At 74.9% G+C, this 25,665-nt stretch carries 21 protein-coding genes; 12 read left to right on the top strand and 9 right to left on the bottom strand.

From position 1 onward, the window contains the following. Positions 1–89: 89 nt before the first annotated feature. Complete coding sequence (locus AC2A1K_RS21670) at positions 90–1,421, top strand: HNH endonuclease signature motif containing protein (protein WP_483898400.1); 1,332 nt, start codon at positions 90–92, stop codon at positions 1,419–1,421. 49 nt (positions 1,422–1,470) lie between these two features. Here the strand turns inward: AC2A1K_RS21670 and AC2A1K_RS21675 are convergent, their stop codons facing one another. The 4 genes from AC2A1K_RS21675 to AC2A1K_RS21690 all read right to left on the bottom strand — a co-directional run bounded on the left by AC2A1K_RS21675 (position 1,471) and on the right by AC2A1K_RS21690 (position 7,181). Further along, complete coding sequence (locus tag AC2A1K_RS21675) at positions 1,471–2,355, bottom strand: SGNH/GDSL hydrolase family protein (RefSeq protein WP_483898401.1); 885 nt, start codon at positions 2,353–2,355, stop codon at positions 1,471–1,473. A gap of 334 nt (positions 2,356–2,689) precedes the next feature. Next, the gene (locus AC2A1K_RS21680) at positions 2,690–4,936 is read right to left on the bottom strand and encodes a helicase-associated domain-containing protein (protein ID WP_483898402.1); all 2,247 of its coding nucleotides are present in this window, start codon (positions 4,934–4,936) and stop codon (positions 2,690–2,692) included. A 51-nt stretch (positions 4,937–4,987) separates the two neighbouring features. Next, positions 4,988–5,824, bottom strand: a complete 837-nt coding sequence (locus tag AC2A1K_RS21685; protein WP_483898403.1) for a chitosanase — start codon at positions 5,822–5,824, stop codon at positions 4,988–4,990. A gap of 46 nt (positions 5,825–5,870) precedes the next feature. Beyond that, positions 5,871–7,181, bottom strand: a complete 1,311-nt coding sequence (locus tag AC2A1K_RS21690) for a serine/threonine-protein kinase (protein WP_483898433.1) — start codon at positions 7,179–7,181, stop codon at positions 5,871–5,873. Between the two features lie 179 nt (positions 7,182–7,360). Between AC2A1K_RS21690 and AC2A1K_RS21695 the strand changes: the two genes are divergently transcribed. The 4 genes from AC2A1K_RS21695 to AC2A1K_RS21710 are packed head-to-tail and all read left to right on the top strand — an operon-like array spanning position 7,361 to position 9,598. Beyond that, the gene (locus AC2A1K_RS21695; RefSeq protein WP_483898404.1) at positions 7,361–8,002 is read left to right on the top strand and encodes a hypothetical protein; all 642 of its coding nucleotides are present in this window, start codon (positions 7,361–7,363) and stop codon (positions 8,000–8,002) included. Continuing rightward, entirely contained in the window at positions 7,999–8,346 is a 348-nt protein-coding gene (locus AC2A1K_RS21700) for a hypothetical protein (RefSeq protein WP_483898405.1), read from the top strand. Before AC2A1K_RS21695 ends, AC2A1K_RS21700 begins: the two co-directional genes overlap by 4 nt. Positions 8,347–8,351: 5 nt before the next feature. After that, positions 8,352–9,128: a ribbon-helix-helix domain-containing protein gene (locus AC2A1K_RS21705; protein ID WP_483898406.1), complete on the top strand. Its 777-nt coding sequence runs from the start codon at positions 8,352–8,354 to the stop codon at positions 9,126–9,128. Continuing rightward, positions 9,125–9,598, top strand: a complete 474-nt coding sequence (locus tag AC2A1K_RS21710; RefSeq protein WP_483898407.1) for a hypothetical protein — start codon at positions 9,125–9,127, stop codon at positions 9,596–9,598. Before AC2A1K_RS21705 ends, AC2A1K_RS21710 begins: the two co-directional genes overlap by 4 nt. 38 nt (positions 9,599–9,636) lie before the next feature. On the opposite strand, the gene AC2A1K_RS21715 is transcribed toward AC2A1K_RS21710, so the two are convergent. After that, positions 9,637–11,349, bottom strand: coding sequence for a PAS domain S-box protein (locus AC2A1K_RS21715; RefSeq protein ID WP_483898408.1), 1,713 nt, complete (start codon positions 11,347–11,349; stop codon positions 9,637–9,639). Between the two features lie 254 nt (positions 11,350–11,603). On the opposite strand from AC2A1K_RS21715, the gene AC2A1K_RS21720 reads away from it, so the two are divergent. Genes AC2A1K_RS21720 through AC2A1K_RS21750 form a run of 7 tightly spaced genes read left to right on the top strand, consistent with a single transcriptional unit; the run spans position 11,604 to position 20,369 of the window. Continuing rightward, positions 11,604–13,112 (top strand): sugar transferase, encoded by a 1,509-nt coding sequence (locus tag AC2A1K_RS21720; RefSeq protein WP_483898409.1) that lies wholly within the window; start codon positions 11,604–11,606, stop codon positions 13,110–13,112. Further along, a complete protein-coding gene (locus AC2A1K_RS21725; RefSeq protein ID WP_483898410.1) occupies positions 13,096–14,718 on the top strand; it encodes a tyrosine-protein kinase domain-containing protein in 1,623 nt (540 codons plus the stop codon). Before AC2A1K_RS21720 ends, AC2A1K_RS21725 begins: the two co-directional genes overlap by 17 nt. Beyond that, entirely contained in the window at positions 14,715–15,941 is a 1,227-nt protein-coding gene (locus AC2A1K_RS21730; protein ID WP_483898411.1) for a glycosyltransferase, read from the top strand. The genes AC2A1K_RS21725 and AC2A1K_RS21730 overlap by 4 nt, the downstream gene beginning before the upstream one ends. A 16-nt stretch (positions 15,942–15,957) precedes the next feature. Continuing rightward, entirely contained in the window at positions 15,958–17,268 is a 1,311-nt protein-coding gene (locus AC2A1K_RS21735) for a hypothetical protein (RefSeq protein ID WP_483898412.1), read from the top strand. After that, positions 17,265–18,245: a glycosyltransferase family 4 protein gene (locus AC2A1K_RS21740; protein WP_483898413.1), complete on the top strand. Its 981-nt coding sequence runs from the start codon at positions 17,265–17,267 to the stop codon at positions 18,243–18,245. Before AC2A1K_RS21735 ends, AC2A1K_RS21740 begins: the two co-directional genes overlap by 4 nt. After that, positions 18,242–19,489, top strand: a complete 1,248-nt coding sequence (locus AC2A1K_RS21745; protein ID WP_483898414.1) for an oligosaccharide flippase family protein — start codon at positions 18,242–18,244, stop codon at positions 19,487–19,489. Before AC2A1K_RS21740 ends, AC2A1K_RS21745 begins: the two co-directional genes overlap by 4 nt. Before the next feature lie 52 nt (positions 19,490–19,541). Further along, positions 19,542–20,369, top strand: coding sequence for an HNH endonuclease signature motif containing protein (locus tag AC2A1K_RS21750; RefSeq protein ID WP_483898415.1), 828 nt, complete (start codon positions 19,542–19,544; stop codon positions 20,367–20,369). An 87-nt stretch (positions 20,370–20,456) separates the two neighbouring features. On the opposite strand, the gene AC2A1K_RS21755 is transcribed toward AC2A1K_RS21750, so the two are convergent. The 4 genes from AC2A1K_RS21755 to AC2A1K_RS21770 form a co-directional block, all read right to left on the bottom strand. Then, entirely contained in the window at positions 20,457–20,879 is a 423-nt protein-coding gene (locus AC2A1K_RS21755) for a hypothetical protein (protein ID WP_483898416.1), read from the bottom strand. A 211-nt stretch (positions 20,880–21,090) separates the two neighbouring features. After that, positions 21,091–21,495, bottom strand: coding sequence for a VOC family protein (locus AC2A1K_RS21760; protein ID WP_483898417.1), 405 nt, complete (start codon positions 21,493–21,495; stop codon positions 21,091–21,093). A 70-nt stretch (positions 21,496–21,565) separates the two neighbouring features. Next, positions 21,566–24,337, bottom strand: a complete 2,772-nt coding sequence (locus AC2A1K_RS21765; protein ID WP_483898418.1) for a helix-turn-helix transcriptional regulator — start codon at positions 24,335–24,337, stop codon at positions 21,566–21,568. 453 nt (positions 24,338–24,790) lie between these two features. Next, the gene (locus AC2A1K_RS21770; protein WP_483898419.1) at positions 24,791–25,540 is read right to left on the bottom strand and encodes a sulfite exporter TauE/SafE family protein; all 750 of its coding nucleotides are present in this window, start codon (positions 25,538–25,540) and stop codon (positions 24,791–24,793) included. Positions 25,541–25,665 lie beyond the last annotated feature (125 nt).

Raw genomic sequence — 25,665 nt, forward strand, 5'->3', positions numbered from 1 at the left:
TCCGTCCCGGCAGGCCGGGACCGCCGATCCCGGGACGGGTCTCAGCGTCCGGGCCGTCGTTGTCGGGGGTCTGGTCTATCGTCGAACACATGAGCGAACGAGCGCTGGGGGTGGTCGAGCGGGAGGCGCTCGAGCGCGCCCGGATCGGCGAGGAGGATCGCCGACGGGCGGCGTTCGCTCGTCTCGAGCAGGTCGCCGTGCTGGAGCATCTCCGGGTGGCCGAGCAGTCGGGCGACCGCTCGACGGCGCGGCTGCTGCAGGAGATGTGGCGCATCGGGCGCGCCGAGGCCACGCGCCTGGTCAAGGAGGCCGCAGACCTGTGCCCGCGACGGTCGGTCGTCGGCGAGGTGCTGCCGCCGCGGCTGCCGTGCACCTCGGCCGCGGCCGTCGCCGGCGAGATCGGCGACGCCCACGTCGCGATCATCCGTCGGACGATGGCGCGGTTGGACCGCGTCGACGACCTGCCGGTCGAGGAGTGGGCGGACGCCGAGCGGACGCTCGCGACCGAGGCGACGGTGCTGGGGCCGAAGGGTCTCCAGGCCGCCGCCGACCGGCTGCTGGCCCATCTCGACCCCGACGGGGAGGAACCACCCGACGACGACCCCGGCCGCGACGACGAACTGCTGATCGTGCGCCGCAAGAACGGCACGGTCCTCTATCGGGGCCGGATGTCGGATCCGGTCGACGGGGAGGCGTTCCTCGAGGTGATCGACGAGCTGTCGACCCCGTCCGGGCACGAGGACGAGCGTGAGCTCAAGCGTCGCCGCGCCGACGGGCTCAAGGAGCTGATCCAGGACGCCCGCAGCCCCCATGGCATCGGGACGGACGCGCGCCGCGAAGACACCGCGCTCGACGAGCCCGACGGCGCGCGGATCCCGTCCCCGCGCCCTGCTGAGCCGGGTGAGCGCCGGGCATCCGCCGAGCGGCCGGGCCGTGCGCTGCTGACGATCACGATGGACCACCGGTGGCTGCGCGAGGCCCTCACCGGCCGTGACGGCTACGGGCTGCTGGACTCCGGGGCCCGCGTCCACCCCGCGGTGGTCCGCCGCTGGGCCTGCGACGCCGAGATCGTCCCCGTCGTGCTCGGGTCGAAGTCCGAGCCCCTCGACGTCGGACGCCTGCAGCGCACCGTCACCGACGCCATCCGCCGCGCCCTCAACCTCCGCGACGGCGGCTGCGCCTTCCCCGGCTGCTCACGACGCCCCCGCCGCTGCCACGCCCACCACATCCGCACCTGGCGCGACCACGGTCCCACCGAGATCGACAACCTGGTCCTGCTCTGCGGCTACCACCACCAACTGATCCACTACGGCCACTGGGCCGTTGCGATCGTGGACGGGCGGCCCTGGTTCACCCCGCCCGACTGGATCGACCCCGACCGAAGATCCCGCCTCGGCGGACGCCCCCGCGTCCCCGTGTGAGCTGACCAGCCACGGTCGACGGTTCGGCTCACCGTCACAAGATCATCAACTACTCACCGTTCCGAGGACCGAGCTCGGCGACGGCGCGGTCGGCCATGGCCTCCTCGCCGAGGGCGTTGGGGTGGACGACGACGGGGTTGGTCCCGCCGGCGGCGGGCTCGACCCACCGGGTGCCGATCGGCCGGCACGCGTCGTGGCCCTGCGAGGCCTCGGTGACGTCGACGTAGGTGACGTCCGTGGCCTCGGCCGCGCGCCGGACGGCGTCGTTCAGGGTCGCCTGGATGCCGTTGATGTAGGGGACGTCGCCGGACGCGACGGGCATGACGGGATAGCAGCCCCGCTCCGCGGGCAGGATCTGCAGGTAGCCGGCGATCGCGACGCGGGCGTTCGGGGCGGCCGCCTTGACCGTCTCCAGGGCGTCGACCAGCGACGGGTAGGTGACCTCGGAGATCGTGTCGGTGAACCGGTCCCCGTTCTGCTGCTCACAGGGGTTGCCGGTGCCGGCGGTCAGCGCCGCTGCCGTCGCGCAGGCCTGGATCGTGCCGATGAACACGCCGCTGTCGTTGCCGCCGATGGTCATCGTGACGACGTCGGTCGCCTCGGACAGCGCCTCGACCTGCGGCGGAACGCCGGGGTACTGGGCCTCGGTGAAGTGCCGGGTCTCGGCGGCGCCGCACGACACGTCGGTGAGCTCGTAGCTCCAGCGCGCGGCCAACACGTGACCCCAGTTGCGGGCGGACTGCAGGCACTGTGGCGGCGCTCCCGGCGCGGGCGGCAGCACACCGCTCGCCGCGCTGTAGCTGTCGCCCATGTTGACGTACTCGACGGTGCCGCCGCTCTCGTCCCCGAGTGCGACCGGGCCGCCGAGGGCGATCAGCCCGGATGCCGCGACCACCGCGACGAGCCCGCGCCGAAGGAGTCCGATGGGTGCCACGACGCGCCCTCCCGCCGGCCCGGTTCTCGTCGGCGCGGCGCGGTCGCGCCGCCGGAGGGCCGTCTGTGCCCGGACAACGAGGCATCGCCCGCGGGGTCACGCGATCGGAGTACGTTCACCCGGGTTCGTCCTGCGATCCCCTCGAGCGCGGTGCTTGGTATAGTTCGCACCTGCGTCGGACGACCGCTCCGCCGGGCGCCGGAGAACGTGATGACCGCAGCTACCCTGCATCGCCCCGACACCGGTGGAGCGGTCCGAGGCGTCGTGACGCCGCCTACGCAGCGCCTTCCGGGGCTGGGCGCGCTCGGTGGTGGGCGCTCAGCGCGGACGATGATCACATCGCCGGCGCGACCTCGAGGATGTTCTCGACGGTGAACTCGCGCTCGTCGCGGCGCAGGTGGCACCAGGCGATCAGCCAGCGGTGCAGCACCTGGTCGGGTGTCACGACGCGGCGCGAGATCGTCCCGTTGCGGTCGGAGTAGGTGATGTGGACGTCGCGCCCGTGGTCGACGGCGTCGGCGAGGAGGTCGAGCTCGGCGGGGTCGAGGCGCGGGTTGAGCGAGCCGAGCAGGGCGGCCGTGGGGGAGTCGACGAGGTGGTGGCCGACCCCGGCGGCGAGCAGCTGCGCGGCGAGGGCCGCGGGGTCCATGACCTCCCGATCGCCGGTCTCGACGGGCGTGTCGGCGACCTGCCGCTCGCGTCGTTCGACGACGAGCGCGCCGGTGTCGTCCTCGCGGACCGGGAAGTAGCCGGCGGCGCGCAGGGCGCGCAGCACGGCGTCGGGGTCGGACGGGCTCACCAGCACGGTGGGGGCCAGCCGGGCCAACCCGAGGGCGCGCAGGGACCGCGACTGCAGCACCTCCTCGGACAGCGCCTCGTCCAGCACGAGGCACGCACCCGCCGCGCGGACACGGACGTGTCCGTGGCGGCGGGCGACGTCGTTGACGAGGTACTCCAAAGGTTGCGGGAGGGGTCGCGCGGAGAGCCCGCGCAGGGCGGCGATGAGGTCGTCGGCGGACCACCCCGCGTCCAGGGCGGTCCGGACGCCGGCAGGCGAGAACCGGTGGGTGGTGGCGGGCCCGCGGGTCTCCGGCGTGGCGGCGTCGGCGAGCAGGCGGGCCACCGCCGGCGTGGGGCGCCCGGACACCATCGCGGTCAGGTCGGACTGCAGGACGACCTCGCACGTGGCGTCGACGAGGTGCTCCCCGACCGCGGCTGCGACGTCGCCGCCGTCGACCAGCGCCCGTCCCAGCGGGCCGAGGGTGTCGCCGACGACGACGCCGAGGAGCTCGGCCTCGCGGCGGGCGACCGCCACGACGGCGGCCCGGCCGGCGTCGTCGAGCGCGTGGGTGGGGCAGAACCAGGCGAGGTGCTCCTCGGTCGCGCGCAGCGAGTGGTCCCGGCCCTTCTCCAGCAGCGTGCGGCGCAGGTCGCCCGCCGTGCTGATCAGCTCGATGGGTGGGGCGACCTCCTTGCCGTCGACCTCGCGATCACCGGGCGCGTACTCGAGCCCGAACCACGTGCGAGCGAGCCGCGTCCACCGCGCCGCGGCGTCCTCCTCGCGCCAGTCGACGTAGGCGGCGGTGGGCGCGTAGCCGGCCTCGGTGAGGCCGAGCAGGCCGGCGTGCGCGGTGAGGTCGATGACCAGGCAGGCGAGGTGATCGCCGTCGAGGTCGTGGCGCTTCACCAGGCGGGTGCGTTCGCGCTTGCCGACGCCGCCGCTCTTCAGCGCGGTGACGGGGGTGTCGGCCGCGTCGTCGAGCACCGTGGTGACCGTGTCGAGCAGGCTCCGCGCGGCGGCGACGGCGCCGTCCGCAACGCGGGCCGGCGGATCCGCCGGGGCCGGGAGGTCGGGGACACCGGTCAGCGACGCGCCGATGGCCCACACCGTCACGGCGATCTCCCGCGGGATGCGGGCGACGTGTCCCTCCAGCACGAGCAGGCCGGCGTCGAGCAGGTGATGGTCGTCGGTGCTCGGGCGCAGGCCGTCGAACTCGTGCCGGCAGAGCGCACCGAGCCGTCGCCGAGCGCCGGCGGGGAGCGCCTCGATGCGGCCGCGCAGGAAGCCGGGCTCGGCCCAGGCGTCGTGGATCGCCTGGACGACCTCGGCCTTCCGGGTGGACAGCGGGATCCCGTGCGCGACGGCGACGCGGCGCATCTCGTCGGCGACGACGTGGCGGGCCATGCGGGCGATGGGCTCGTCGGCGCCGATCTCGGCGAGCCAGTGCTCGGCCAACGCCTCGGGCAGCCGCAGCGCCGTCCCGTCCGGCCACGCCAGACCCATCCCGGTCAGCACGCGCAGCGGTCGCTCGACGAGCGCGGGGACGGTGTCGAGGAGGGCCGTGATCATGTCCGGGGTCGCGTGCTCGCCGAGCGCCGCCACCGCGCGGCCGACCTCGACGGTGTCCCGGTCGAGCCGGCGCAGGGCGGCGGCGAGGGAGGCGCGCCCGCCGAGACGCGCGGCGAGCCTGCTGAGATCGCGCGGCACCGGCTCGGTGCACGCGTCCGGCCGGCGCCGCAGCAGGGCGGCCAGCGACGCCTCGTCGAGGGCGGCGAGGTGGTCGGCGAGTGAGGTGCCCACGACGTCAGTGTGGTCCCGCCGCCGACCACGGATCGCGGCGCCTCCCCTCCGTCAGCCGACGCTGAACCGGTCGCCGGCGAAGGTCCACTCCAGCGGTGTGGCCAGGTCGAACCGTCGCTGGTCGAGCAGGGTCACCAGCGTGTCCACGCGCGGGATCGACTCGCGCCAGGCCTCGGTGGTCGCGTGGTCGGCGGGGTCGCGCAGGTGCGCGCGGCGAACGTCGAGGAACTGGCGCAGCCAGACGCTGCGCTCGGGGTCCGACCCGCCCTCCTGCTTCCGGTTGGTCGCCGCGATCAGCGCGAGCAGGCCGTCGGGTCCGCCGCTGCCGTGCTGCACGGCGGTGTCGAGGACGACGAGCTGGCCGAGCGCGGTGGTCAGCCCGAGCGGGCGCGCCTGGTCCACCGCGGGCCGGAAGTAGAGGTCGTCGTAGACGGCGTCCTGGGCCTGGTTGAAGCGGGGATCGGTCCGTGACGTCCGGCGCCACGCGTCCTCGAACCCGTCGAGTCCCGAGGTGTCGTCGCCGTCGCCGCCGTCGGCGACCTGCTCGTCGATCACGGTCAGGGGCTGGACGTACCGGGTCAGCGGCGTCGATCCGCCCGCGATCGCCTCGTAGCGCCGGAGGACGAGCAGGAGGTCGTGTGTGCCGCTGGTGAATCCGGCGCGGCCGGCGGTGATCCCGCGGCCGTCGCCGAGACGCTGGGCCGCGTCGTAGGGCAGCGTCGTCGTGGAGTTCTCGAACGTGCTGATGATCGCCTCGGCGACGTGCTTGCGGTCCGGGTCGTCGAGGCCCGGCGCGCGGGGGTCCGCGGCGGGCGCCGCGCTGCTGCAGCCGGTGAGCACGGGCCACGCCGCGAGACCGGCCACGGCCAGGAAGACGCGCCGGTTCATCGGCGTGCGCGGGCGGTCGGCGTCACCGCGCGACGATAAGCGCCCCTCACCCGAAGACGCTCACCAGCGCGCCGAGCACGATGAGGGCGACCAGGACCGCGAGCAGGACGCGCGTCGCGGACGCGATCCTCGAGTGCGGGAGCCGGTGCCGGGAGAGCGCGATGAGGTCGCGCTCGGGGCCGAACGCCTCGCCCGGCGCGGCGAGCAGGGCGTCGACCACGCCGGCCGACGCGGAGACGAGGTCGGCGGGACCTCCCCGCGACCGGGCGTCGGCGAGCTTGGTGCCGGGGTGGACGGTCGCGCCGGGTGCCACGACCCAGCGCACGACCGTGCCGTGGTCGTCGAGGTACTGGCACCGGTCGTCCCGCGGCGACCCGCTCAGGGCGCGGAGCGCGGGCTCCGGTTCGGGAGCGGAGAGGGGCGCCGGGGGTGGTGGGGGCGCTGGCACCGGACGAGGTGGCGGCGGCGGGGGAGCCGGCGGCGGCCGTGGGGGCACGGGCATCGGCGCGACGGGCGCGGTCGCGTCGCGGGTCAACGCCTCGCGGGCGGCGCTCGCGAGATCGCCGGCGCTGCCGAAGCGCTCGGCGGGGTTCTTCGCCATCGCGCGGGCGATCACCGCGTCGAGGCCGGCGGGCAGGCCGGGGCGTTCGCGGGACGCCAGGGGCACCGGCTCCTTCATGTGGGCGTGCATCAGGGCGCCGAAGTCGCGTGCCGCGAACGGTCGTGTGCCGGTGAGCGCCTCGTACAGGACGCAGCCGAGCGCGTAGACGTCGACGCGGTGGTCCGCCTCGGCGGGGTGGGCGAACCGCTCCGGGGCCATGTAGGTCGCGGTGCCGACGGTCATGCCGGTGGCCGTCAGGCTCGACTCGGTGATCGACCGCGCGATCCCGAAGTCGACGAGGTAGGTGTACATCTCGTCGTCCGGATGGCCCGCGCCCTGCGGGTCGAGCAGCACGATGTTCGACGGCTTGACGTCGCGGTGGACGAGCCGTTCCCGGTGTGCGGCCTCGAGCGCGCTGGCGACCTGGCCGATCAGCCGCACCGCCCGCGGCGGCGACAGGGGCCCGTGGCGGGCGATCTCGGCGCTGAGGTCCGCGCCCTCGACCAGCGCCATCTCGAGGAACAGCCGCCCGTCGACCTCGCCGTAGTCGTGGATCGGGATGACGTGCGGGTTGCGCAGCCGCGCCGCCGCCTCGGCCTCGCGGCGGAAGCGCTCCTCGTAGACGGGGTCGGCGACCTCGCGTTTGAGCAGCTTGAGCGCCACGAGCCGATCGTTCTTGCGGGTGTCCGCCGCGCGGTGGACCTCGCCCATCCCGCCGCGGCCGAGCAGCTGCTCGAGCCGGTACGGCCCGATCATCGTCGCCACTCGTCACCTCCCCGCGGGCGCCGTCGTCCCCGGACGGCCGAGGTGTGGTCGCGGGCAGGCTACCGAGCACGTTCGGGGGACACCCCGGGCGGCCGAGCGCCCCCGACCGGTTCTTCCGTTCGGCCCTTGCGTCGCCGCCGGTCGTGTCACGATCGCGGGGGAGGTGACGCGTGGACGACCGTCGGTGGGGTTTCGCGGGTCTGGACGACGCGGAGTACGCGCGGTTCGCGCGGTCGTCGCCGTCGGCGCGGCCTTCCGGTGTCGAGCGGCGGGACGACGTCGTGGTGGTCGCCCTCGATCCCGCCGGCGTCTCCCTCGCGGACGACTGGCGCGCGCGGATCGACCCGTCGCGGCTGGGGGACGAGGTCGTGGTCGCGGCGGCGCGGGCGGTCGCCGGGGCCCTCGCTGCGCCCGTCGAGCAGCCGGCACCCGCGTCGGGCGTCCCGGATCTGTCGCCGTGGGGCGGGTCGTTCGCGCGCCTGGTCGAGGACGCGAGCCGGGACGTCGCGCGGTTCTCCGCGGCGGCGACGGCGCCGGCCGGACGGGTCGTCGAGCGGACCAGCGCGGGCGGCCACGTCAGCGCCACCGGGCGCCACGGCACCGTCACCGCGGTCACCGTCGATCCGGGGTGGGCGAGGTCGGCGCACGTCCGCCACGTCGAGGCCGAACTGCTCGACGTGCTCGCCGGCCTGCGGCGCGACGCCGTGCCCGAGGCCGTGCGGCACGGGCCGTCGCACCCGGCGACGGTGGCGCTACAGCAGCTCGCGGGCGACCCGGCGCTGGTCGCGCGGCTCGCGGGGATGGCGCCGTGAGCGCACCGGGGCCGGGGGCCGGCGACGACGGCGTGGACGTCGCGCTCGAGGCGCTGCGCGACGACGCGGCGCTCTGGCGGGGCGCGTCCGACCGGCTCGAGGTCCGGCGCATGACGCTCGAGACCGTCACCGTCGATCCGCTCGTGTTCTCGCAGTGGGGGGTGGACGCCGGTCTCGACCGAAGCTACGAGGACCTGCGGCAGCGGGTCGACCAGGTGATCGCCCAGGGCGTCGAGGCGTTCCGGGCGGTCTCCGCGTCGCTCGACGGCGCGGCGTCGGCCTACGGCCGGGAGGACGCCGAGAACGCCGGACGTCTCGGGGCGCTGCGACCGGAAGGAGGGTAGGCGCGGTGGCGGTCGTGGACGAGGTGCGGGCCGAGGTCGACGGGATCGACCAGAAGGCACGCGCGTTCTACGCCCTGGTCGACGACGTCATGGCCACGGCCGCGTCCGTCGGCGGCCCGGTCCTGGTGTCACCGGAGCTGGTCGAGGCGGTCCGCGAGGGGGTCCGCCGGGTGCAGGAGGCGCACCGGCAGGCGATCGAGGAGCTGCGGGAGCTCATCGCGCGGGCCGGCGACTCCGACCGGTTGCACCACGTCGCGGACATCTGGTCCGGGATCGGCGCGGCGCTCGGGGTGACGGCCGGGGAGGTCGGTCTCGACCGGATGCAGGCGAACATCGAGTGGCAGGGTCGCGCGGCCGAGGCCTACCAGGCGCTCGTCCCGGCGCAGGCCGGCTACGTCGGCACGGTCCGCGAGCACTGCGACGCGATGGCGACGTCGTTGCACACCTACGCCGACCAGCTCGACTCGTTCTGGACCGCGATCAAGGCCGCGGCCGTCGTCATGGCGGCCGGTCTGGTCACGGCGTTCGCCACCGCGCTCACCGCCGTCGGCGTCCCCGCGGCCTGCGTCGCGATCCTCACCGCGCTCGCCGCAGGCGCCACCATGATCGTGACGGCGGTCGTGCAGGTGAACGAGCTCTCGACGCGCATCACGACCGAGCAGCGCGCGATGGAGCAGACGATGTTCGACACCGAGGCGGGCTGGCCGGTGCCGAACACCGACGCGATGGCCGACGCCAGCGCGGCCGACGGCGACGCGTCGGACTGGAGGCCGAACCGATGACGGGACACGGGCCCCCACCTCGCGTGCCGATCGCGCCCGGGCCGGGCTGGTACTGGGTCGGCGAACCGCGAGCTTCTCAGCTGCGCCGCGAGGGCGTCGTCGTCTCCGTCGTCACCGGGGTGGCCGGGGTGGTGACGTTCGTGCTGATCATCGTGCTGGGGGCGCGGCTGCCGGCGGGCAACCCGCTCAGCGACTTCTACCTGATCTTCGGGCTGCTCGCCCCGATCACGCTGCTCGGGACGTCCCTGGGTGGCCTGTTCGTGCTGACGTGGGTGCGGGACGGCTTCGTCCGCGGCGACGGCGCCTCGCGTCTCAAGGCGGGCCCGGCCATGGGCGCCATGGGCGCCCTGTTCGCACTGATCGGCACGGCGCTCTTCGGGCTGCCCAGCCTCGCCACGCTGCCGGCCCTGGTGATCCTCACGGTGGTGGCGGTGCGGCGTCTCCACCAGTTCCGCGGGATGGACGCGTAGCGCCGGCTCCAGGCTCCCGGTCGACGCGGCCCCGCCCGTCAGCCGACGACGTAGGTGTTCTTCCCCCTCCGCTTGGCGCGGTACATCGCGGCGTCCGCCGCCGCGAGCAGGTCGGCGCCGCGGGACGTTCGGTCGTCGGCGAGGGCGGCGCCGATGCTGACGCCGAGGGTGATGGTCGGCCGGGAGGGCAGCCGGTAGGGCTCGTTCAGCGCGGACAGGACCCGCGCGGCGATCGTCCCGGCGTCCTCGGGGCGCGTGAGCGAGGGCAGGAGCACGGCGAACTCGTCGCCACCCAGGCGGGCGGCCAGGTCGACCGTGCGCGCCGCGGCCTCGAGGCGCTGCCCGGCCATGCGCAGGACCTGGTCGCCGGCCGGATGACCGTAGGTGTCGTTGACGTCCTTGAAGCCGTCGAGATCGAGGAAGAGGACCGCGAGCGGCCGCCGGGCCTCGCGGGCGGCGATCGCGTCCTCGAGCTCGGTGAGGAACCGGGCCCGGTTGGCGAGGCCCGTGAGCGGGTCCCGCAGCGCCAGGTCCTGCAGCTGCTCGGTGCGGGCACGGCGCTCGGTGATGTCCTCGACGTGGACGATCGAGTGCAGCGGCGCGCCGCTCGAGTCCCGCACCATCGCGACGGACAGACCGACCCAGACGGGGTGCCCCTCGGCGTGGCGGTAGCGCTTCTCCAGCGCGAAGTGGTCGAACTCCCCGGCGAGCATTCGGTGGAGCCGGTCGGCGCTGACCTCGAGGTCGTCGGGGTGGGTGATCTCCAGGAACGTGCGCGCGAGAAGCTCCTGCTCGCTGTAGCCCAGGATGCGGCACAGCGCGGCGTTGACCCTGATCATGCGGCTGTCCAGCCCGACGAGCGCGATGCCCGTGGGGGCGTTGTCGAGGGTGAGCCGCCAGAGCTGCTCGGCCTCCGCGAGGGCGTGGGTCGTCGCCCGCATCGCCTCCTCGTTGCGGCGCCGTTCGGTGATGTCGCGGAAGAAGGCATGGATGCTGCCGTCGCTGCCGTCGCTGCCGTCGCTGACGGTCCAGAAGGTCGCCTCGACCGGGACCCGGCGGCCGTCGCGGCAGAGCAGCTCGGTCTCCAGCGTCGTCGCGACCCGCCCGACGTACTCCTCGCGGTACTGCCGCATCTGCTCCCGGTAGGCCTCCCGGTGCTCCTGCGGCGCGAGGAGATCGAGCAGCGTACGCCCGACCGCCTCCTCCGGCGTCCACCCGAAGATCTCCTCGGCGGCGGGGTTCCAGTCGACGACCACACCCCAGGGATCGAACTCGACGTAGGCCGCCGTGGTGGAGGCGATCACGCGCTCCAGGCGACGGCGCCCGTCGCGGGCGTCCCGCTGTGCCGCCACCAGCTCGGAGACGTCCTGGACCTGGGTGAAGAAGTACTGCGGCTCGCCGTCGTCGTCGCGCATGAACGTCGTGGCCACGCGCACGTCGACGAGGTGCCCGTCGGCGTGGACGTAGCGCTTGTCGACGAACACCGACGCCTCGCCGCGCTCCATCGCCCACGCCGTCTGCTGGTCGGCGTCCTCGACGTCGTCGGGATGGGTCAGGTCCTGCAGACGCATCTGCAGCAGGGTCGCCTCGTCGTGACCGACCAGTGCGCAGAACGCCCGGTTGACCCGCAGGTACTGCCCGTCGAGACGGGTCACGGACATCCCGATCGCGGCGTCGTCGAAGCCGACCCGGAAGCGCTCGCCGATGTGTCGCACGGTCGCCTCCGACCGCCGGGCTGCTCGACCCCCCATGCCTCCAGTGTGGTCACGCTGGTCCACGGGAGCGAACGGGGTCACCGCACACCACTCGGCCGTGCGTGTACCTAGCCCTGGACCGGGGCGGAGTGCGAGCCCGCCGCGCGCGCTCGATGGAGTGATTCTCCGGCCGCGAGACGCCGGAGTGGGCACGCTCTCCTAGCGTTGCTAGTGCAAATGGGCCAGCCGATAGTCCGAATGTTGCACACGACGTCCGTCAGTGCTGCTGGCCGCCGGGGGGAATGGAACGCATGGCCGAGAACGCGGGGAGGCTGCTGGCCGAGTCGACGGCGGCGGAGGCGACGCCACCGGCCCTGGAGCTCAGGGAGCCCCCGGCCCGGGAGGCGCCCGCCGACACGTCGGAGAGATCCGCCCGTGGGACGGGGCCCGTGGGCCGGTGGTCACGGTGGGGGCTGCAGGCCTGGATGCTCGTCCTGCCCGTCGACGCGGTCATGGTCATGACCCCGGCGCTCTGGTTCCCGGAGCACATCGTCCCGCTCGCCCTCACGGCGGTGCTCACCGTCCTGAGCTTCTCGATCGGGGGCCGGTACCGCGCGAAGCTCCACCTCAGCGTGCTCGACGACCTGCCCACCATCGTGGCCCGCCTCCTGATGGTGATCGCGCTGGTCGGCGTCCTGCGGGCTCTCTGGTACCTCGCCGTCGACCCGACGGCGATCACCGCTGACAACAACGCGGGCACCATCGCACTCCTCCTGTCGCTGCCGGTGATCGTCCACGTCGTGCTGGGTCGTTTCCTCACGACCTCGGTGCTGCTGTGGGCCCGCCGCCGACGGCTCGTCGCCCACCCGACGATCCTGGTCGGCGGGGGCGTCACCGCCGCGGAGCTCGCGACCCTGCTGCGTCGGCACGCCCGTTACGGGCTCGACGTCGTGGGGTTCGTCGACGACTGCGACCAGGCCGAGGCGTCGTTCGTCGTCCCCCGTCTCGGGCCGGTGTCCGCCCTCGGGGAGGCCGTCACGGCGCACGGCGTCGACGTCCTGCTCGTGACCGGCGGCCATCGCAGCGACCTCGAGCTCCTGACTGTCCTGCGCGAGCCCGAGTGCGCGCCCTGCGACATCCTGGTCGTCCCGCGGCTGTACTCCCTGCACACGATGGCCGGGGGCGGCGACCACATCGGTTCCATCCCGATCCTGCGCATCCGCCGCCCGGCCTTCAACGGCCTGGCGCGCGCGTTCAAGCGGATCACCGGCACGGTCGTGGCCACGACGGCGCTGATCCTGTTCTCGCCGTTGATGGCGCTCTGCGCGCTCGCGGTCCGGCTCGAGGGTGGGCCCGGGGTGATCTTCCGCCAGGAGCGCGTCGGCCTGGACGGCCGGCGCTTCGAGTGCCTGAAGTTCCGCTCGATGCGGCCGGCCACGGACTCGGAGTCGGCCACGCAGTGGTCCATCGCGCAGGACGACCGGGTCGGCCCCGTCGGGCGGTTCCTGCGGCGGACCTCCCTCGACGAGCTCCCGCAGCTCTGGAACATCGTGCGGGGCGACATGGCGCTGGTCGGCCCGCGCCCCGAGCGTCCGCACTTCGTCGAGCAGTTCTCCGACCGGTACATCGACTACGGGCCCCGGCACCGGGTGCCCGTCGGGCTCACCGGGCTGGCCCAGGTCAGCGGGCTGCGGGGGGACACCCCGATCTCCGACCGGGCCCGCTTCGACAACTACTACGTCGAGAACTGGTCGCTGTGGCTCGACGTCAAGGTGCTGCTGCGGACCCTCGCGGAGGTGCTCTTTGCCCGCGGACGATGACCGCCTGTCCGTGCCCGCCGGGGGCCGCCCCGCGATGACGCCGCTCGACCAGCTGCGCATCGTGCGCACCCGCTGGCGCTGGGTCGCCGCCGGCACGCTGCTCGGCCTCGCCGTCGCGGTGCTGGCCGTGTTCGCCGTGCCACCCACCTACAGCGCTCGGATCTCGCTCTACGTCGCGGCGCAGAGCACGGGCGACAGCATGGAGGCCTACCAGGGCGCCCAGTTCTCCCAGGCCCGGGTGATCTCCTACGTCGAGCTGGTCACCCGGCCCCGGGTGACGAAGGCCGTGATCCGCGACCTGGGGCTCGACACCACGCCCGAGGACCTCGCCGAGAACGTCACCGCGTCGAGCGAGCAGGACTCGGTGCTGCTCGACGTGACGGTCTCGACCCACGACCCGCAGCAGTCGGTACGGATCGCGAACGCGATCGGCCAGGTCCTCCCCGGCGCGGTCGACGAGCTGGAACGCCCGCTGCGCCCGGGGGCGACCCCGCCGGTGAGCGTGCGTGTCGTCGAGCCCGCGGACACCGCCGAGATCACCTCGCCGCCGTGGCCGGTACCGGTGGCGTTCGGGCTGCTCGGCGGCCTGCTCGTGGGGGTGCTGCTGGCCGTCGTCCGGCACGCGACCGACACCTCGGTGAGCTCGGCCCGCGCGGTCCGGGAGGTCACCGGGCTCCCGCTGCTGGCGACCACCTACCTCGAGCCCACCACGACCGCGACCTCCGTGCCGACCCGCGACGCGCCGCACTCGCCCACGGCCGAGGCCGTTCGGCGCCTGCGCACCAACCTGGCCTACGTCGACGTCGACCACCCCCCGCGCGTCCTGGCCGTGACCAGCTCGACGTCGGCGGAGGGGAAGACGACCCTCGCGTGTGACCTCGCCGTGGCGCTCGCGGCGAGCGGGAGCCGGGTACTGCTCGTCGAGGCGGACCTGCGGCGCCCCGCCGTGGCCGAGCGCTTCGGCCTGCCCCGCGCGGTGGGGCTCACCGACGTCCTGGCCGGCCGTGTGGACGTGCGCGACGCGGTGCAGCCGACCGCCACCGGTGTCCAGGTGCTCGCCGCCGGGCCCCTCGTGCCCAACCCGAGCGAGCTGCTCGGCTCCGGGCGGATGCGCCGCCTGGTCGCGGAGATGGGCGAGACCGGTGCCCCCTGGGACCACGTCGTGGTCGACACCGCGCCGCTGCTCGCCGTCAGCGACGCCTCCGTGCTCGCGCCGCTGGTCGACGGTGTCCTGTTGCTGGGCCGGTCGGGGCGGACCTCACGCGCCGAGCTCGCCCAGTCCGTCGAGGCCCTGCACGCCGTGGCCGCGCGTGTCCTGGGCGTCGTGCTCACCCTGGCACCGGCGCGCTGCGCACCCCTCGCCACGGGCTACGGCGACCTGCCGGCGGCGGCGTCCGCTCCCGTCCCCGCCGACGAGCGCGCGTCCCCTGCGCACCACTCCTCGCACCACGCCTCGCATCACCCTGCGTCCTCACCGACCACCCCGCCGACCCCGCGGGTCCGGGCCCGCGAGCACCGCGTCGCCGACGCCGGAAGCGCGACCGGCCGCGGCGACGGCGTGCGCGTCGGACGTGCCGACCTCAGCCACGATCGGAGCCGTCCGTGACCGCGTCCTCGACCCCGGCCCCGACCCCGACCCCGACCTCAACCCCGGCCCCGGCCCCGACCGCCCGTCCGCTCCGTCTCGCCGCGCCGCGCTCGGACGCGCCGCCGGGACGCGGGCTGCTCGTGCACGAATGGCTCGCCTCGACCGGCGGGTCGGAGCAGGTCTTCGAGCGCATCGTCGCCGACTTCCCCGACGCCGACGTGCTGTGCCTGTGGGACGACCGGGCCGACCGATTCCCCGGGCGGACGGTCCGGGAGACGTGGCTGGCCCGCACACCGCTGCGGCGGCACAAGGCGCTCGCCCTGCCGCTGGCCCCCCTGGTGTGGAGCCACCAGATGCGGGGCTCCTACGACTGGGCGGTGGTCAGCACCCACAGCTTCGCCCACCACGTCCGGTTCTCCTGCGCACCGGGAATGCGCAAGATCCTCTACGTGCACACGCCGGCGCGGTACGTGTGGGAGCCCGACCTCGACGCCCGCGGCGCCGGGCGGGCCGCGCGCGCCACCAGCCCGCTGCTGCGTGCGGTGGACCGCCGACGCGCCGCCGACGCGCACACCGTCATCGCCAACAGCCGCTACGTGGCACGGCGCATCGCGCGGACCTGGAGTCGCGAGGCATCCGTCATCCACCCCCCGGTCGCGGTGGAGCGGATCGCGGCCCTCGACGACTGGCGTGGCCGGCTCACCGGGACCGAGGCGTGGGCCGCCGCCGCGCTCCCCTCCGAGTACGTGCTGGGCGCCTCGCGCTTCATCCCCTACAAGCGGCTCGACCTGGTGATCCGCGCGGGGGAAGCCGTCGGTCTGCCCGTCGTCATCGCCGGCGGCGGGCCGGAGGAACGGGCGCTGCGCGAGGCGGCCGCCACGGCCCGGGTGCCGGTGCACCTCGTCGTCGACCCGTCCGACGCCATGCTCTACAGCCTCTACCAGCGTGCCTCGGTGTTCGTGTTCCCGCCGGTGGAGGACTTCGGGATCATGCCGGTCGAGGCGATGGCCGCCGGGACCCCGGTCGTGGTCAACGTCGAGGGCGGGGCGTGCGAGACCCTCGCGGGCCGGCCGGTGGGTGCGGTGTTCGACCCGGCGTCCCCGGCCTCACTGGGCGAGGCGGTGGACCTCGCCGCCCGGGTGCCCCGCGAGTCGGTGGCCGAGCACGCGTGGCGGTTCGACGTCCGTGTCTTCGACGAGGCCCTCACCGCCACGGTGCTCGAGGCCGCCACCGGAACCTGATCCCGCGGGTCCGGCGATGCGCCTGCGTCACGTCCTCCACCCCGGGGTGCTGTTCGGAGCCCCGGTGCTGCTCAGCGCGCTGGCGTGGGCGGTCCCCGGCGCCTCCACGACGCTGCGAGGGTTCGCGCACCGCGCCGAGGTCACCCTCGGCGGGCTGGCCGTGCTCGCCGGGTGGTACCTGCTGTGCACCGGGCTCCTCGTGCTCGGCCACCGGTGCGGGGCCGGCCTGCCGCGACCGGCCGGCCTCGCGCGCTTCGACGACGACCCCGTCGGGGAGCGGCGCCTGTTCCGCCTGGTCGCCCTGCTCGCAGCGGTCGGGGTCGGGTACTCCCTCGTGCTCGCCGCGTCCACCGTCGACGTCGTCGCCGCGCTCGAGGGCAGCACGGGCAACGACCTCAAGAGCGCCCTGGGCGGCGCCGCCGGTCCCGCGACGCTGCGCTACGCGAGCGCGGTCGCCGCACCGATGGCGGTCCATCTCTGGCGGCGGGGGCTGATCGGCCCGGTCGAGACCGGGGCGAGCGTGCTGCTGCTCGCCGCGAACGCCCTGTTCGCCTCCCGGCTGGCGGTGCTCATGGCCGTGGTCGTGTACCTGTTCCTGCACGTCGCCCGGCGGCCGCGGGCGCGGGTGCGCTGGTCGGCCCTCGCGCTCGCCGCCGTGGTCCTCTTCGGTGCCCTGACCGTCCTGAACTCGCTGCGCAACGAGAACTTCTACACCGCGCAGGGCGTGGACAGCCCGCTCGCGGCGAACTCCTACCAGCTGCTGACCTACCTCGGCGCCCCGTTCCAGGTGTCGCTCGGCGTCGCCGACGCCGTCGCGAGCGGGCGCTATCCCCAGCAGTACGACGCGACCCGCGGCGCCGGGGTGTGGGTGCCGACCTTCCTGCGCGCGCCCGCGGACGTCGAGCAGAGTCCCGACGGCTACGCCCTGCGCCACGAACGCGGCGAGGACTTCCTGTTCTCCACCGACGCCAAGCCGCGTGGCGGGGAACGCTACGCCTCGACCGTCGACGTCGCGGACACGCTGACCACCAACTCGGCCTTCGCCGACGTGCTCTCCGACTACGGCTACGGGGGGCTGTTCGCGCTCGCCCTGTCCCTCGGGGTGATCGGCGTCCTGCTCGGCCATCTCTCCCGCTACCGGTCGGTGCTCGCCGCGGCGGCCGGCGTCGTCGGCTACGGCGTCGCCGAGCTCTGGCGGACCTACCTCTTCAGCCAGGGGATCGTCGTGTTCCTGCTGGTCGCCGTGCTCGGGGGCGCGGTGGTGCTCGCCTCGCTGCGGTCGCTGTCCTCGCCCGCCCTGACCTCGTCCGGAAGGCCCGCCCGATGATCTATGTCGACGACCGTCGTATCGGTGACCACGGCATCGCACGCTTCGCGCGTGAGCTGCTGTCGCGCCTCCCGGGGCGGCTCGGGACCTCCGTGCGCCGCCTGCCGGTGGGAGGCTCGGCCACGACGCCGCTGGACTGCGTCCGACCGGGGCGGCTCCGACCCGGACCGGGCGACCTGATCGTCACCCCGGGGCCGAACGCCGGTCCGGCCCGGGCACGCCAGCTGCTCACCGTGCACGACCTCATCCATCTCGACGACGGGTCCCGGCTCAAGGAGATGTACTACGCGGCCGTCGTGCGACCGCAGATCGTGCGGACGGGCCGCGTCCTCACGGTCTCCGAGTCCTCCCGCGCGGTGATCGAGGACTGGCTGGGCCACGGCGCGGCCTCGGTGCGCGTCGACGTCGTCGGCAACGGGTGCTCCCCGGCCTTCGTCGCCGAGGGCGAGGCCGAGCTCTTCCACCGCCCGACCCTGGCGCTGGTCAGCAACGCCAAGGCGCACAAGAACGTGAACGTGGTCTTCCGAGCGCTCGCCCGGTGCCCGGACCTGGGCCTGGTGGTCGTGGGGCCGTCGCCCGAGGCCATGCTCGAGCTCGCCGCCCGCGCCGGGGTGAGCGACCGGGTGGACGTCCGCAGCGGGGTCTCCGACGCCGCGCTCGCCCGCCTCTACCGCGGCAGCGCCGCGCTCGTCATGCCCTCGACCCTCGAAGGGTTCGGGCTGCCCGCGCTCGAGGCGATGTCCTGCGGCACGCGGGTCGTGCACTGGGCGGGGTGCGCCCCGGTCGCCGAGATCGCCGCCGGCACCGGGATCCCGGTCGAGGCGCCCTGCGACACCGAGGAATGGGCGGACGCGCTGGAGAAGGCGGCCACGGCCGCTCCGTTGATCATGCCGGCCGCGTGGGCCCGGCGCTACGACTGGGACCTCGTCGCGGACCGGGTGGCCCGCGCGGTGCGCGACCTCGGGGGAGCGGTGTGAGAGGTCCCCTCGTCCGGCTCCTGCTCGGGCAGGTACTGGGGCAGCTGTGCCTGGTCGTCGCGGTCCCGGTGCTCACCCGGCTGGTCGACCCGGCCGAGATGGGCCTCTACCAGGTCGGGGCGGGCATCGCGGTCGTCCTGCAACCGGCGGCGACGCTGTGCCACGAGTTCCGGATCCCGGTCGTCGAGACCCCCGACACCGCGGCGGGGCTGCGCCGCACCGGCGTCGCGGCGCTGGCGGCCGCCGTCGCCCTCGCGGGCGCGGTGGCGCTGGGGGCCGGGCTGCTCGGGGCGAGCGACACGGCCGCCGTCGCCCTGACCACGGGCCTGCTGCTGCTGGCCTACGGCGGGACCGTGCTGGACAACGCCGAGCTGATCCGGGAGGAGCGCCGCACGGCGCTCGCCGTGCGCAACCTGCTCAGCGGTGTGCTCGGAGCGGGCCTCCAGGTCACGGCCGGGCTGCTGCTCGGGTCGGCCGTCGCCCTGGGCGTGGCGGTGCTCGCGGGACGGCTCGTCGCCATCGCCGTCACCCGGTCGCGGAGCCCCCGTCTCCCGGCGAGCGGGATCCGGCTGTCCGCGCGCGAGAGCCTCGTCACCGTGGGCGCCCAGTCGATCTGGGTGCTGTCGATGCAGACCATGACCCTGCTGGCGGCGCCGTTCTTCGGGGTCGTGGCCGCCGGCTACGTCGGCCTCGCCCAGCGCATCGCCGGGGCACCCACCGGGCTGCTGGGGCAGGCGCTGGCCCAGGTGTCCCAGAGCCTGCTCGCCCCGCACGTCCGCCGGCCGCGGGGGGAGCTGCGCCGCACGGTGCTGCGGCAGATGGCGATGCTCGGCGCCGGGTCCTCGCTGGTCGCCGCGGTCCTGATCGTGGCGGCACCGCCGCTGGCGGGGACCCTGCTCGGCGAGCAGTACGCCGCGGTCGGCACCGTCACCGCGCTGCTCGCCGTCCCGTTCGCCCTGCAGATCACCACGGCGCCGCTCACCCCGCTGCTGATCATGGTGGACCGGCAGGGCGCGCTCCTGCGGCTCCAGGTGGTGCGCGCCGCCGTCGCGCTCACCGCCGTCGTCGGCGGCGCCCTCGTCACGGGTGACTTCGTCGTGACCTGCCTGCTCTACGCGATCGGCGAGACCGTCTGCTACGCCGGGTGCCTCGTCGCCGTGCTGCGCGAGGCCGGACGCCTCGACCTCGGCGCCGTCCCGGGACCCGACCGACACGCCGCGAGGGTTGCGCGGCCGACCCGGTGAGGACGCCGCCGACGGTGTCGGCGCGCCGACGGCGGGCGGCGCTGTCGGGGATGTGCCCTATCCTCGAACACGAGCGAACGCGGGCCGGGGGGCCGTCGAGCGGGAGGCGCTCGAGCGCGCCCGGTCGGACGCGGAGCGCACGCTGGCCGAGGAGGCGACCCGGCTGGGCCCCCAGGGGCTGCAGGCGGTCGCGGACCGTTTGCCGGCCCATCTCGACCCCGACGGCGAGGAACCGCCCGAGGACGACGCAGGGCGCGACGACGAGCTGCTGATCGTGCGCCGCAAGGACGGGTCGGTGCTCTACCGGGACCGCATCGGGGACCCGGTGGACGGCGAGGCCTTCTGCGACGTGATCGACGAGTTGTCGGCCCCGACCGGGCCGCAGGACGGGCGCCGCCCGGCTCGCCGGCAGACCGACGTGCTCAAGGACCTCGTCGAGGACGCTCGCAGCCCGCACGGCGTCGCCCGGAACGCGTGCCGCGAGACCCGCGACGATGATCGTCCGGACCCGGCGGGCGACACAGAGATCGTCCCGATGGTCCTCGGCAACCGTTCCGGGCCACTCGACGTCGGACGCCGCCAGCGCACCGCCCCGGATGCGATCCGCCGCGCCCTGAACCTGCGCGACGGCGGCTGCGCCTCTCCCGGCTGCACCCGCCGACCGCGCCGCTGCCCGGCCCACCATGTCGATCATTGGCTCGACGGTGGCGAGACGGCGTTGGACACCATGTGCCTGCTCTGCAGGTGGCATCACCAGCTGCTCCACCACGGGCACTGGTCGGTGACGATGGTCGACGGGCGGCCCTGGTTCGTGCCCCCCGACTGGATCGACTCGCGGCAGAGACCCATGCCGGGGGGACGCCCCCGGCTCCCCGCCTGACCACCTGTTCCGACCCCGCCCGAGGTCGACGCGTGCATGCGGTGATCACGACGTCGCCGGCGGCGGACGGGCGTTCACATGACGTGATCAGGCCGCGGACCACCGGCCGACGACCACGGCCAGCCCGCCGAGGGAGAGCGTGCCGAGGATGGTGACGACGAGGACCGGCGTCCAGCCGCCGTGTGCGAGCGGGACGAGCACCACGCCGACGGCCGTGCTGATCGCGGCGTGGGCGACGAGCGTGCGGACGACCGAACGTACCGGCACGCGGGGGAGGGCGCGCACGCGCTGGCCGCCGGCACCCACGAGTGCCGCGGTGGCGAGGCCGCCGACGAGGACGAAGCCGCGCCCGACGTTGTCGGGATCGAGGGTCGGGTAGAGCGCGAGCACGACGAGACCGAGGACGACGCCGAGCACGACCGCGCCACCGCCGAGGCCGAGGGCCTGCCGGCGGAGGGTCTCGTCGCGGGCCCGGTCGGGCGGGCGCCGCGAGGTCGGGGTCGGCGTCATCGGGGTCACTGTGCCGACTCGCGCCCGGCCGGTCACCACCGGCCACCCGAAAGCGCAGGACAGGCGTAGACCGGGCCCGGCGGCGCCCCTCTCGCCGCCGGGACCGGGGTCGCGGAGCACGGTGCACGACGCCCCCCGCGTCGTCCCCCCCACACGTCGCCCCCTGTCCTCGCCCGACGTGTGTACACCGCACTCCGCGGTCCTTCGCGACTCACTCCGCCACGTGCACCAGCACCAGCGGGAGATCGTCCGGATCGCGGAACACGAGATACGCGTACGGCTCCGGACCGCCGACGTCGACGACCCCGTCGTGGAGCACGCCGAGCCCGTCGAACCAGACCGCCCAGGTGTCGAGCTGCGACCGGCTCGACACCGACAGCGCCGCGTGCCCGCGCGGCTCGCGGCCGTCCGCGCCGTTGAGCCGGATGGCGATCCCCGACTCGGGGTCGCTCAGCAACACGCCGTCGGTGGCGTCCTGGGGGCAGTGTGTCGACCCGCGGGTCAGTCCCAGCACGCGCTCGTACCAGGCGGCGCTGCGCGGGGTGTCGCTGACCGTCGACGCGAAGTGGTGGAATCCGGTGAAGCTGGGCCGTTCGGCCGTGGTCGCCGCCGTCATCCCACCTCCCGAGCTGTGCGTACGCCCCGTGTTCGAATGTCAGCCTGTCGGGTGACATTCGGTGTCGCTACTAGGGAGTTCCCTCGGGGAGACGACGACGCCGCGTGAACTCGGTGGCGAGCTCGGTGCGCGAGCGGACACCGAGCTTGCGGTAGATGCGGGTCAGGTGCGCCTCGACGGTCTTGCGCGAGACGAACAGCGCCGCCGCCACCTCGACGTTGCTCTGGCCGTCGGCGACACCCCGGGCGATCTGGAACTCCTGGGGCGTCAGGACCTCGAGCCTCGCCTCGTCCTCGGCCCGCTCCTCGGCGGGGTGGCCGGCGGCGCGGTGCCCGGTGGCGGCGAGCTCGAGGCGGGTGCGCTCGACCCACGGGCGCGCCCCCAGCCCGGCGAACGTCGCCTCGGCGTCGAGCAGCAACGCGCGTGCCGACCCGGGCCGGCGCCAGCGTCGGCGGACCTCGGCGTGGGCGAGGACGGTCCGGGCGCGCTCGTAGGGGGCGCGGAACCGCTCGTGCGCGGCGTGCGCTTCCGCGAACCAGCGCTCGGCGTCGTCGTGGTCGTCGGCGAGCAGCCCGCGCCCGCGCGCGGCCATCGCCTCCGCGTACGCCGACCCGGTGCGCTCCGCGTCGCGCGCCACCCACGCCACCGCCGACTCGGCCGCCGCCCGGTCGCCGGCCCGCGCCGTCGCGTCGACGAGGTCGCCCGCGAAGGGGATCGAGGTCGCGCACACGGCGCCCATCTCGTCGAACGACCGCCGCGCCCGGCCGAGGTGGGCGGCGGCGGTGGCCGGTTCGCCGACGGCCAGCGCGCCCGCCCCGAGGGCGCCGGCCGCGTAGATCTCGATGCTCGTGATGCCCAACGGCCCCGCGCCCCGCAGCGCCGCCTCGGCGTGCGCGCGGCACGACGCGATCTCGCCGCGGGCGCCGTCGATGCGCGCCAGCAGCGTCGCGCCGAACGCGCGGCTCCCGGGCTGGCCGAGTTCGTCGGCCCACGCGACGGCCTCGGTGAGGTCCGCGTAGGCCGCCTGCCACCGTCCGTCCCACCAGTCCATCTCCGCGTGGGCGGTCAGAGCGAACGCCAGGATCAGGGGTGCACCGAACTGCCGCGCCGTCTGCGTCACCGTCCCGAACAGCCGGCGGGCGTCGTCGCAGCGCTCGAGGAAGCAACCGGTCTGTGCGCCGGCGACCAGGGCCTGCGCGTCCCAGAGCGGATGGGCGTCGACGGCGCGGGCCACGAACTCGTCGAACAGCGGGTGGGCGTCGGCCCAGCGCCCGACGAGCGCATATCCGTGGCTCACGGTCGCGAGCCCGGTCAGCGTGTCGTCGCCCGCGGTCCGGGCGCGGTCGGCGACGGCCTCCATCTCGCGCAGGCGGCCGGTCATGGTCAGGGGGACCGCCGCCTCGACGTAGAGGCGCGCGGCGCGGGCCCGATCGTGGGGGAGGACGGCGTCCGCCGCGCGCAGCGCCCCGTCGATGGCGCTCGCCGGGTCCAGCCAGGACAGCGCGCGGGTGCGGACCAGCTCGACGTCCGCGGCGAAGGCCTCGTCGCCGCGCAGGGTCAGGGCCTGCTCGCACCACGTCGCCGCGAGGGTGGAGCTGCCTGCGATCGCGGCGTCGGTAGCCGCGGAGAGCAGGCGCTCGGCGCGGGTCGCGCGGTCGGCGGTGAAGTCGGCGGCGCGGGCCCAGGCGCGTCCGGCGGCCTCGAGCGCGGAGCGCCGCCGGGCGGAGGTCGCGGCGTCGACGAGACGCTCGGCGACGTCGTCGTCGGGCGCCTCGGTCGACTCGGCGAGGTACCAGGCGGCGAGGTCGCGCGGGGCGTGCCGGGCCAGGCCCCGGAGGACCCGTCGGCGCAGGTCACGGGACGTGCGCGCCCCGACGAGCGGCCGCAGTAGGTCGTGGCGCAGGCACATGTGCTCGTCGTCGCGCTGCACGAGGCGGCGGCGCTCGGCGGGCAGGAGGTCGTCGGCGTCGAGGCCGAGGTCCGCGAGGACGGGCTCGAGCTCGTCGCGGCGCGTGGAGTGACTGAACGCCAGGACCGCCACGGCCGAGCGGGTGGTGGCGGGCAGCCCGTCGATCGCCCCGGACCAGGCGCGCTCCAGGGCCGATCCCGGCGGCAACGCGGTGGCGGTGTCGAGGAGGTCGGGGCCCGCTGTCCGCGCGGTCTCGACCACGGCGAGCGGGTTGCCGCCGCAGCGCTCGACGATCGTCTCGAGCACCGCGGGCGACGTGCGCACCGGCAGCGTGCGGACGAGCTCGCGGCTCTCCTCGGGGGTCAGCGGACCCAGCGCGATCGTGGGCAGGCGCCAGACCGCGGGATCGAGCGGCATCTCCTCGCGCACGCCCAGCAGCAGCGCGATCCGCTCGGGGCCGAGCCGCCGCGCGACGAAGAGCAGCACCTGCTGGGACGGCGCGTCGATCCACGGGAAGTCGTCGACGACCAGGAGCAGCGGTCGGGCGTCGGCGCCCGCGGCGAGCACACCGAGGGTGGCCGCGGAGACCGCGAGCGGGCTCCCGGCGTCGCCGGCGCGCAGGGCGAGCGCGACCTCGAGCGCCTCGCGCTGCACGTCCGGCAGCTCGTCGGCGTGCTTCAGGATCGGCAGCACCAGGTCCGCGATCGCCGCGAACGGCAGGACCGCCTCGCCCTCCACGCCGGCGGTCCGCAGCACCATGCGGGTCGTGGCGGCGGCGACCTCGTCGAGCAGCGTGGTCTTGCCGCTGCCCGGTTCGCCGCGCAGGACGGTGACGGTGCCGTCGCGACGGCGCCCGTCGGTGGCCGCGGCGAGATGCTCCCGCTCGCGGACACGCCCGATCACCGGCAGCGGCGTCGGTGGGCGATCGGACACGCGGCGGACACCTCCTTCCGGTGCGCCCATTCTCCGGTCGAGACGGCCAACCTGAGCATCCGAACGGCGGAGTGTTGGCCGTCCGCGCTGCGAGGACCGGCGCTCATCGTGCTGCCGGTGCCCGTTCGGGTGCGGAGAGCCACGTCGACCGTCACGCGATCGTGACCACGGCCGGCGACTGGGTGCTGACCTGCTGTGGGTGCTGACGTGCCGTGGGTGCTGCCCGGCCTGAGGATCTGGGCCGTCGTGGCCGTCGTGGGCACCCTCGTTCTCGCCCTGTTCGTCCGCTCGAACCCTCCGGAGGAGCACGACGACCTCTCGACGACCTGCGGACGCGGGGTCCGGCGATCGCCCCGGAGCCGCCGGAGCCGCCCGATCCGCGGTGCGGCGCCGACCTGCCCTCCCCGCGGGACGGCGAGCACGACCGCGCGTCGGAGCGGCGTCGGAACGAGGTCACTCCGAGACCAACCGGGCGATCGCCAGCAGGCCGACGACCACGATCACCGCGCGCAGGACGGTCGGGGAGAGCCGGCGCCCGAGCCGGGCGCCGAGCAGGCCGCCGACCGTCGAGCTGACCGCGAGGATCGCCACGACGGACCAGCTGATCGGCGCGATGACGGCGTAGACGGCGCCGGCGACGACGTTCACCACGGCCGCGAGCACGTTCTTGTAGCCGTTGAGTCGCTGCAGCGGCTCGGTGAGCAGCAGACCCATGACACCGACGAGCAGGATCCCCTGCGCGGCGGTGAAGTACCCGCCGTACACGCCGACCAGGAGGATCAGCGGGTAGAGCGGCCAGGTGCGTCGGGACGTCGTCGGGACGCGGTGCAGCCGCTTGGTCAGCACCGGCTGCACCACGACGAGCACCAGGGCGATCCCGACGAGGAACGGCACGATCGTCTCGAACGCGTCCTCGGGCAGCGAGAGCAGCAGGATCGTGCCGCCGATCGCCCCGAGCGCCGACATCACCGACCACGAGACGAGCTGCCGGCGTGCCCCGGCGATCTCACGGCGATACCCCCACGCGCCGGTGACCGCCCCGGGCACGAGCCCGATCGCGTTCGACGTCGTCGCCGTCACCGGGGGGTAACCGAGAGCGACGAGAACAGGGAACGTGACCAGCGTGCCGGACCCGACGACCGTGTTGATCATCCCGGCCCACACGCCGGCGACGGCGATCAGCACCGCGTGCCAGAGCGTCACGTCCGGACTCTAGGACCTGGCGCTCGCTGGAACCTCGCGGCGGGTTCCTCCCTGTTTGTGGTGCCCGTCGCAGCGGTCGGTGGTTCGTCGACCACGGAGCACCGCCCCGGGGTGCCACCCGGATG

It is taken from the genome of Actinomycetospora sp. 2LY8.5 (assembly GCF_057180585.1).